Source organism: Pseudomonas sp. GW821-FHT10B02, from assembly GCF_059415665.1.
Window position 1 is genome coordinate 21,233 of sequence record NZ_JBWKNR010000024.1, and the last position, 7,007, is coordinate 28,239.

The window sequence follows — 7,007 nt, forward strand, 5'->3', positions numbered from 1 at the left end:
TGCAAATGAGAGTCTTTATTAAGACGCAAGACTAAAAAAAAACCGGAAAGAATCTTTCCGGTTTTTTTCGTTCAGGCGCTGACGCGTTCGCTGACGACTCTGCCAGCCTCCATGCGTACCAGCTGATCGGCGCAATCGAAGTAGCGGTCATCGTGCGAGATGACGATGATGGTTTTGCCCAGACGCTTAAGGTCGGGCAGCAGTTCGGTGTAGAAGATCCGCCGGAAGGTCGGGTCCTGATCGGCTGCCCACTCGTCAAATACCAGCACCGGCCGGCCTTCGACCCAGGCGTTGATCAGGGCCAGGCGTTTGCGTTGGCCGGTGGACAGGTCGGTGGTGGTAAAGCGTCCGTTTTCGACACTGACCTTGTGCGCGATCTCCAGGCGGCGCAGGTACTTGTCAGCCTGGGCCGGCAGTTGCTGGTCGGCCTGGATGACGTCGTCGAACAGGTAGTAGTCGGCGAAGATCGTGGTGAACAGCTGGCGGTAGTCATCGCGGCTGGCATGCACCACCGGCTTGCCGTCGAGGTGGATACTGCCTTGCTGCGGGGCGTACAGACCGAGCAGCAGCTTGATCAGGGTGGTTTTGCCGCAACCGTTTTCACCGACGATGAAAATGATCTCGCCCTGTTCGATGCGCAGGTTCACCGGGCCGAGACGAAACGGGGCCAGCTCAGCAACCGGTGGGAAGCTGTAGGCCACATCGACCAGTTCCAGGCTGTGGATCTCGCGTTGCGCCAGTGCTGGGCCGTTGAGCAGCAGGTGCGGCTCGGGCGAGGAAAACTGGCGTGACAGCTCGGCGATGCGGGCAAAGGCGATGCGTGCCTTGCTGACAATCGGCAAGGTGCCGATCAGATGCTCCAGCGGGCCTTTCATGTACAGCAGCACCAGCACGAAACCGCTCATCACCGCCTTGTCGTTGCTTGGCCAGAACGCCTGCAACGCCAGGGCCAGGCCAATGACCACGAAGAACAGCATGGAGCCGAAGGTCTTGGCGATGACGAAGGTGTTGATCGCCTTTACCTGGGTGGCGCAGATGAAGTCGGCGGTCTGCACGATGCCGCGGTTGAACATGCGGTTGCGGCGCGGGCGGTGGATGCGCAGTTCCTTGGCACCTTCGGCAATCGCGTTGTAGTTCTTCTGCAGCTCGTCTTCGGCCTCGCGTGCCGCTTCGAAACCGCGCAGGCCCAGCGCCTGTGCATAGAACTGCACCAGGCCGCCAATGACGATGGCCACCAGCATCATCAGAAACATCGGCCACGACAGCATCGCCAGGTAACCCAGACAGCCGAGGGTCACCGTCAGCGAAATCGCCAGCGGCGCGAAGGCGAAGGCGAAGTCGCTGATGGTGTCCACGTCATGGGTCAGCACCGGGATCAGCCGGTGGCTGCGAAAGCGTTCGATCTGGTCAATCGGCGCTGCCAGGACTTTTTCACCCAGCTCTTTGCGCAGCTTGGCGATGATGTGCTGGCCGACATGGTTGGTGCCGATGTCAGAGAAGATCGTGCACAGCAACGCCAGTACGCAGAGCCCGGCGAACGCCAGGACCACGCCCTGGCTGAGGCCACCTTCGGCATGCAGGCCATTGTTGATGGTGGCCAGCAGCGCGGTGACGCTCAGGCCGCCGATCATGCCCAGGGCAATCGACAGAGCGACGATCGGCCAGAACGGTTTGAGCAGGGCAAACAGCTCGCGCAGCGCCCCGCGTGGTTGCTTGGTCATCGAGAGGTCCTGCTCAGGCGCTGGTGAGGACGATGGCTTCACGCGGTGGGTGGGCGTGCTTGCTCAAGGACTGGTACAGCGACTGGCCGATTTCTGCGGCGCGCACCGGCAGCACCGAAAGCAGGGTGTCGCTCAAGCCATGGGAGGCTTCACAGAACCCTTGCAGGTAGACCGAGGCATTGAGGTCCGGGGTGCTCAGGGCGCGGTAGTTGCGGTCGACCTCGAAGTCTTTGAGGTGATGCTGCAACGGTGCCAGCAGCTCGCGGTGCGAACGGCGCTCGTAGCCGGTGGCGAGGATCACCGCGTCATACCGGTGGGTCTGCTCGACATCGGTGGCCAGGTCACGCAGGGTCAGTTCGATGCCCTCGCTGGTGCTGACCACCGCTTCGATCTGGCGGCGGCAGAGCACAGAGTGGCGGAACTGGTGCGCGACCTTCTGGCGGTAGAGGATGCCGTAGATGCGCTCCAACAGGTCGATGTCGACCACCGAGTAGTTGGTGTTGTGGTATTCCTCGATCAACTTGGCGCGTTCGGCCAGCGGCTGGTTGAACACCAGGTCGGTGTAGTCGGGGGCGAACACTTCGTTGACGAACGGGCTGTCGTCGGCCGGCTTCAATGCCGAAGCGCGCAGGATCATGTCGACCTTGACCGACGGGTAGCTGTCGTTGAGATCGATAAAGGCCTCTGCGGCACTCTGGCCGGAACCGACGATGGCAATGCGCATCGCCTGGCCCTTGGCGCACGGCAGGTTTTCCAGGCTGTTCAGGTACTGGGAGTGGTGGAACACCCGTGGATCGGCCTTGAACGGCGCAAACGCGGCAGGAATCTTCGGCGTGCCGCCGCTGCCGACCACCACCGAGCGGGCCCGGCGCAGGTGTTCCTGGCCTTTCTGGTCGCGCGAGATCAGGCGCAGGTGATCGATTTTGCCGTCGACCAGCTCCGGTTCCACGCGCAGCACTTCTTCACCGTAAACGGCCTGGGTAGCGAAATGATCGGCGGCCCAGCGCAGGTAGTCGTTGTACTCCAGGCGGCACGGATAGAAGGTGCCGAGGTTGATGAAGTCGACCAGGCGCTGCTTCTGGTGCAGGTAGTTGACGAAGCTGTAGGGGCTGGTGGGGTTGCGCAGCGACACCAGGTCCTTGAGGAAGGAAATCTGCAGTTCGCTCTGGGTCGCCAGGGTGTTGCCGTGCCAGCGATAGTCGTTCTGCTTGTCGATGAACAGGGCATCGAGGGCGTGGCCGTTGGTTTCGGCAAGTTCTTCCAAAGCGATGGCCAGGGCCAGGTTGGAAGGGCCGAAGCCAACGCCGATCAGGTCGTGGATTTTTCCGGAGGAATGGGTCTGGCTCATGGGTGCGGTTCCTTGGGTGGTCAAGTGGGGGCGCCTGGAAAGGGCGCCCCGGATCCTGCGCAAGTACACCGATAGAACGAGCCATATCGCTGAGAATTTATGCTTTCGAGCGGTCAAAGTTCACGGGCAAGACGAAAACCGATCCAGTCGCCACGGTTGTCGGGAAGGCTGTTGTTGCGGTTGCCGGAGCGCGAGAAGATCGGCGCTTCGCCCCAGTCGTTGCCGCGGATCTGCACCAGCTCGCAGCCCGGCTCCCTCCAGGCGCTGCCGTCGGCGGGGGCGCCGACATAGTCGTCGTGGGTGCAGTCGGCGACCCACTCATACACGTTGCCATGCATGTCGTAGACGCCGAAGGCATTGGCCGGGAAGCTGCCCACCGGGGAGGTGAAACTGAAGCCGTCCTTGGGCCCGTAGACGTTGGCGTGCTGGCTGATTTCGTACTCGGCGTTCGGGTCCAGCGGGAACGGGAAGGGCCCTGTGCTGCCGGCGCGTGCGGCGTATTCACGTTCGGCCTCGCTGAGCATGCGGTAGTGCTTGCCGGTCTTCTTGGTCAGCCAGGCGGCATAGGCTTCGACATCGTGGTAGCTCATGCACACCGCCGGTTGCTTTGGCCCTTGCTTGTAGCGCGGTTTGCTGGCCTTGCACTCGCGGCCCGGACGGGTATCGCCATCGGCGATCTTCACCCCGGATTCACGCAGGTAGGCAGACCATTCGCCAGCAGTCACCGGGTAGCGACCGATGGCGAAGGGTTTGGCAAAGGTCACCTGGTGCAACGGGCCTTCATCGGGCTGGCGGCCGACTTCGTCATCCGGGGTGCCCATCATGAAGCTGCCGGCGGGCAGCACGAGCATTTCCGGGCATGCGGCCTTGCAGTCGCGAAACACCGTGCCGGGTTTGTCCGGGCTGCCGGCGGCCAGGGCCGGGAGGCTGCAGGCGGCGAGCAGTGCCGCCAGGCTCAGGTGATGCAGGGTACGGGTCATAACGGGGCCTTTGTCAGAGTTTTTGGGTCAGCAGGTCCAGGGTCCGGTCGATTTCCTGTTCGTTGTTGAGCAGGCTCGGCGCCATGCGGATCACCGGACCGACATCGCGGTGCACGGTATCGACGACAATGCGCTGCGCATTGAGGTAGGCGGCGATGGCGTCGGGGTCGCGGTCCTTGATCCGGAAAAAGGTGAAACCGGCCGAATGCTCACGGCTGAGCGGGGTGACCAGTTCGATTGCCTTGTGCTCGCCGAGCCGGGCCTTGAGGTAGTCGTTGAGCTGGTGGATGCGTGCCTGGACATCGGCCTTGCCCAGTTGCAGGTGCAGCTCGAACGCCTTGCCCAGCGCCCAGCGGTGCTCGAACGCGTGGTAGCCGCCGGGGGTCATGATGGTGGCGAAGTCTTCGTCTTCGGAGAAGGTGGCAAAGGTCGGCACCAGGTGTTGCAGCTTTTCCGAGGCGGCGCAGATGATCCCGGTGCCGCGCGGGCCGAACATCCACTTGTGGGTGCCGGAAATGAAGTAGTCGCAGTTGAAGTCGGCAAAGTTCTGGTTTTCCACGCCGAAGCCGTGCACGCCATCGATCACATAGAGGATGCGCCGGTCTTCGTCGCGCTCGCGGTTGTGCTGGCGCACCAGCGCGCCGATCTCGCCGACCGGCAACTTTACACCGCTGCCGGAGTGCACCCAGGTCATGCCCAGCACGCGGGTATTGGGCTTGATCGCCTTGTCGATAGTGCTCAGCACCTGATCGGTAGAAATCTCCCGTGGCTGCTGGAACAGACGCAGTTTGCGCACCTGGGTGCCCTGGCGCTGCTGGCGAAACTCAAGAATTTTATTGGTCGAGTAGTGCTCGTGTTCGGTGCTCAGGATCTCCTGGTCAGGCGCTACCTTGAGGCCGCCGTAGATCATGCCCAGGCCCTCGGTGGTGCTGCCGGTCAGGGCAATCTGCCGGGGTTTGACCTGCAGGTAACGGGCCGCCCAGTCGCGCACTTCGCCTTCGCGCTGCCATTCGATCTGGGTTTCCCAGTCGACCCAGTGCGCCGGATTGCGGTCGATCTCGCCGCGGTAGTAGTCGATGGCGTCCTGCACCGGCTTGGGGTGGGCGGTGACCAGGAAGTTGGCGAAATGCGCGTAGTTCGGATCCAGTGGGAACAGCTGACGCAATTGCTGCCACTTGTCCTTGCCAGTCAGCGCGGGTGTGCTGGCGGCCAGGGCCTTGGGCAGCAGGGAGCTAGCGATCGGCAGGCTGGCGGCGAACAGCCCGGCCTGCTTGAGAAAGGTGCGACGGTCAGTCATGACGAAGCGGATTCCAGATCAAGGGGTGGCAGTGGTGGCGACGGGCTGGGCGCTTTTCTGCACCTGTTCCCAGACCCGCAGGAAGTTGCCGGCCCAGAGCTTGCCGATATCCGCTTCGGAGTAGCCGCGCGTGAGCAGTTCGGCGGTTATGTTGCGGATCTCGCTGACATCCTTGAAACCGTCGAGACCGCCACCGTCGTTGAAGTCGGAACTGATGCCGACATGATCGATGCCGACCTTTTTCACCGTGTAGTCGATCGCATCGGCAAAGTCCTTGAGGGAGGCCTTGGGCTCTTCCTCGACAATGCCGTACAGGCTGCCGGCGTATTCGCCGAAACGTGATTCCGGCCAGATGGCGATCACTGCATCACCGGGCATCAGCGCGTTGGCCAGGCCTTGCAGCGGCTGCAGGTCGAATTTGGCGCGCAGGGCTTCAAGCTTGTCCAGGGTCGGTTTGCTCAGGGGCTTGAGGTAGGTGCCGAAGGCGACCACCTGGATGACCCCGCCACTGTCCTTGATCAGTTGCATTTCCTTGTCGCTGAGGTTGCGCGGGATGTCCACCAGCGCCCGTGGCGCCGAGTGCGAGGCGACCATTGGCGCACGGCTCAGGCGGGCAACGTCTTCCAGAGCCAGGGTCGACATCTGCGAGACGTCGATGATCACCCCGAGGTCATTGAGGCGCTTGACCGCCTGTTCGCCCAGCGGTGACAGGCCGCCGAGGGCATCGGCGGTGTCGTTGAAAAATGGCAGCGGTCGCGAGGAGTCGGCCCAGTCGTTGTTGCCGGTGTAGCTGAAACCGAACATGCGCATGCCGCGGGCGGTCCACAGGTCCAGTTGCGACAGGTCGTGGCCCAGTGGGTAGGCGTTGAGCATGCTGATGAAAATGGCGAACTTGCCTTCGCCGTTGAGGCGGCGGAAATCCTGCGGGGTATAGGCGATGCCGACCTGGTTGGGGAAGTCGCGGACCATGTTGCTGATGATCTTGTAGCGCACTTCCTGCTGGTGCCGGGCCTCATCGACAAAGCCCGGAGTAGGGCGGTGTGGGGCATTCGGGCCATTCCACAGTTCCGGCCAGCCGAACAGGGTCAGGGCGGCGCCGGACAGGCGGCCTTTGCCGGCCTTGACCAGATCGAACTGGCCTGGCCCGTCCTTGTCGATTTCGTTGCCGGCGCTGCCCAGGTCCAGTGGCACGGTGACGTGGCTGTCGAACGACAGCATGTGCTCGTGCAGGGCGTTGGCTTGCTCGACGATCTTGCCCGGGTAGCCGGTGTCCTGTTTGTTGTAGAAGTAGTAACCGCTTGCAGCGGCGCCGATGGCGACCGCCAGGGCAAGGGGCAGGCCGATATACAGGGCTTTGCGGGAACGGGGCTTGGTCTTGGTCATTGCCATCTCGACGCTGGGCTGATCGGAACGGCTTGCCCGGCGCACGGGTGGGCCAGGGGCAAAGCTCGGGTATCAGGAGGGACGAACGGCGCAGGGGTAAATTTATGGTTCTTCACGGCGTCCCGGGGGGCATGGTCTTGGGGCTGGGCTGGGCTGGGCTATTGAGGATGTGAGCTTATCCATTTTGTGTGGTGATGCTGCCGGCCCCTTCCGCCTTTACGGCGGGTCCCTTTTGTCTTGGCAAAAGGAACCAAAACCGCTTGCTCCTGCATCCGGCC

General features: G+C 62.7%; 5 protein-coding genes. All 5 read right to left on the minus strand.

What is annotated here, in order from left to right:
• Nucleotides 1-71: 71 nt before the first annotated feature.
• Complete coding sequence (locus tag AC07OF_RS25010; RefSeq protein ID WP_157191976.1) at nt 72-1,721, minus strand: cyclic peptide export ABC transporter; 1,650 nt, start codon at nt 1,719-1,721, stop codon at nt 72-74.
• Between the two features lie 13 nt (nt 1,722-1,734).
• A complete protein-coding gene (locus AC07OF_RS25015; RefSeq protein ID WP_191833964.1) occupies nt 1,735-3,069 on the minus strand; it encodes a lysine N(6)-hydroxylase/L-ornithine N(5)-oxygenase family protein in 1,335 nt (444 codons plus the stop codon).
• Between the two features lie 113 nt (nt 3,070-3,182).
• A complete protein-coding gene (pvdO, locus tag AC07OF_RS25020) occupies nt 3,183-4,049 on the minus strand; it encodes a dihydropyoverdine dehydrogenase (RefSeq protein WP_495073621.1) in 867 nt (288 codons plus the stop codon).
• 13 nt (nt 4,050-4,062) lie between these two features.
• A complete protein-coding gene (gene pvdN / locus AC07OF_RS25025) occupies nt 4,063-5,346 on the minus strand; it encodes a pyoverdine-tailoring periplasmic protein PvdN (protein ID WP_495073622.1) in 1,284 nt (427 codons plus the stop codon).
• 18 nt (nt 5,347-5,364) lie between these two features.
• Nucleotides 5,365-6,729, minus strand: coding sequence for a pyoverdine-tailoring dipeptidase-like protein PvdM (pvdM, locus tag AC07OF_RS25030; protein ID WP_495073623.1), 1,365 nt, complete (start codon nt 6,727-6,729; stop codon nt 5,365-5,367).
• Between the last annotated feature and the right edge of the window lie 278 nt (nt 6,730-7,007).

What these genes read in the sequence shown, in the direction of transcription:
- pvdM (WP_495073623.1), bottom strand. Translation starts at nt 6,729, where the DNA reads ATGACCAAGACCAAGCCCCGTTCCCGCAAAGCCCTGTATATCGGCCTG.
- pvdN (WP_495073622.1), bottom strand. Translation starts at nt 5,346, where the DNA reads ATGACTGACCGTCGCACCTTTCTCAAGCAGGCCGGGCTGTTCGCCGCC.
- AC07OF_RS25010 (WP_157191976.1), bottom strand. Translation starts at nt 1,721, where the DNA reads ATGACCAAGCAACCACGCGGGGCGCTGCGCGAGCTGTTTGCCCTGCTC.
- AC07OF_RS25015 (WP_191833964.1), bottom strand. Translation starts at nt 3,069, where the DNA reads ATGAGCCAGACCCATTCCTCCGGAAAAATCCACGACCTGATCGGCGTT.
- pvdO (WP_495073621.1), bottom strand. Translation starts at nt 4,049, where the DNA reads ATGACCCGTACCCTGCATCACCTGAGCCTGGCGGCACTGCTCGCCGCC.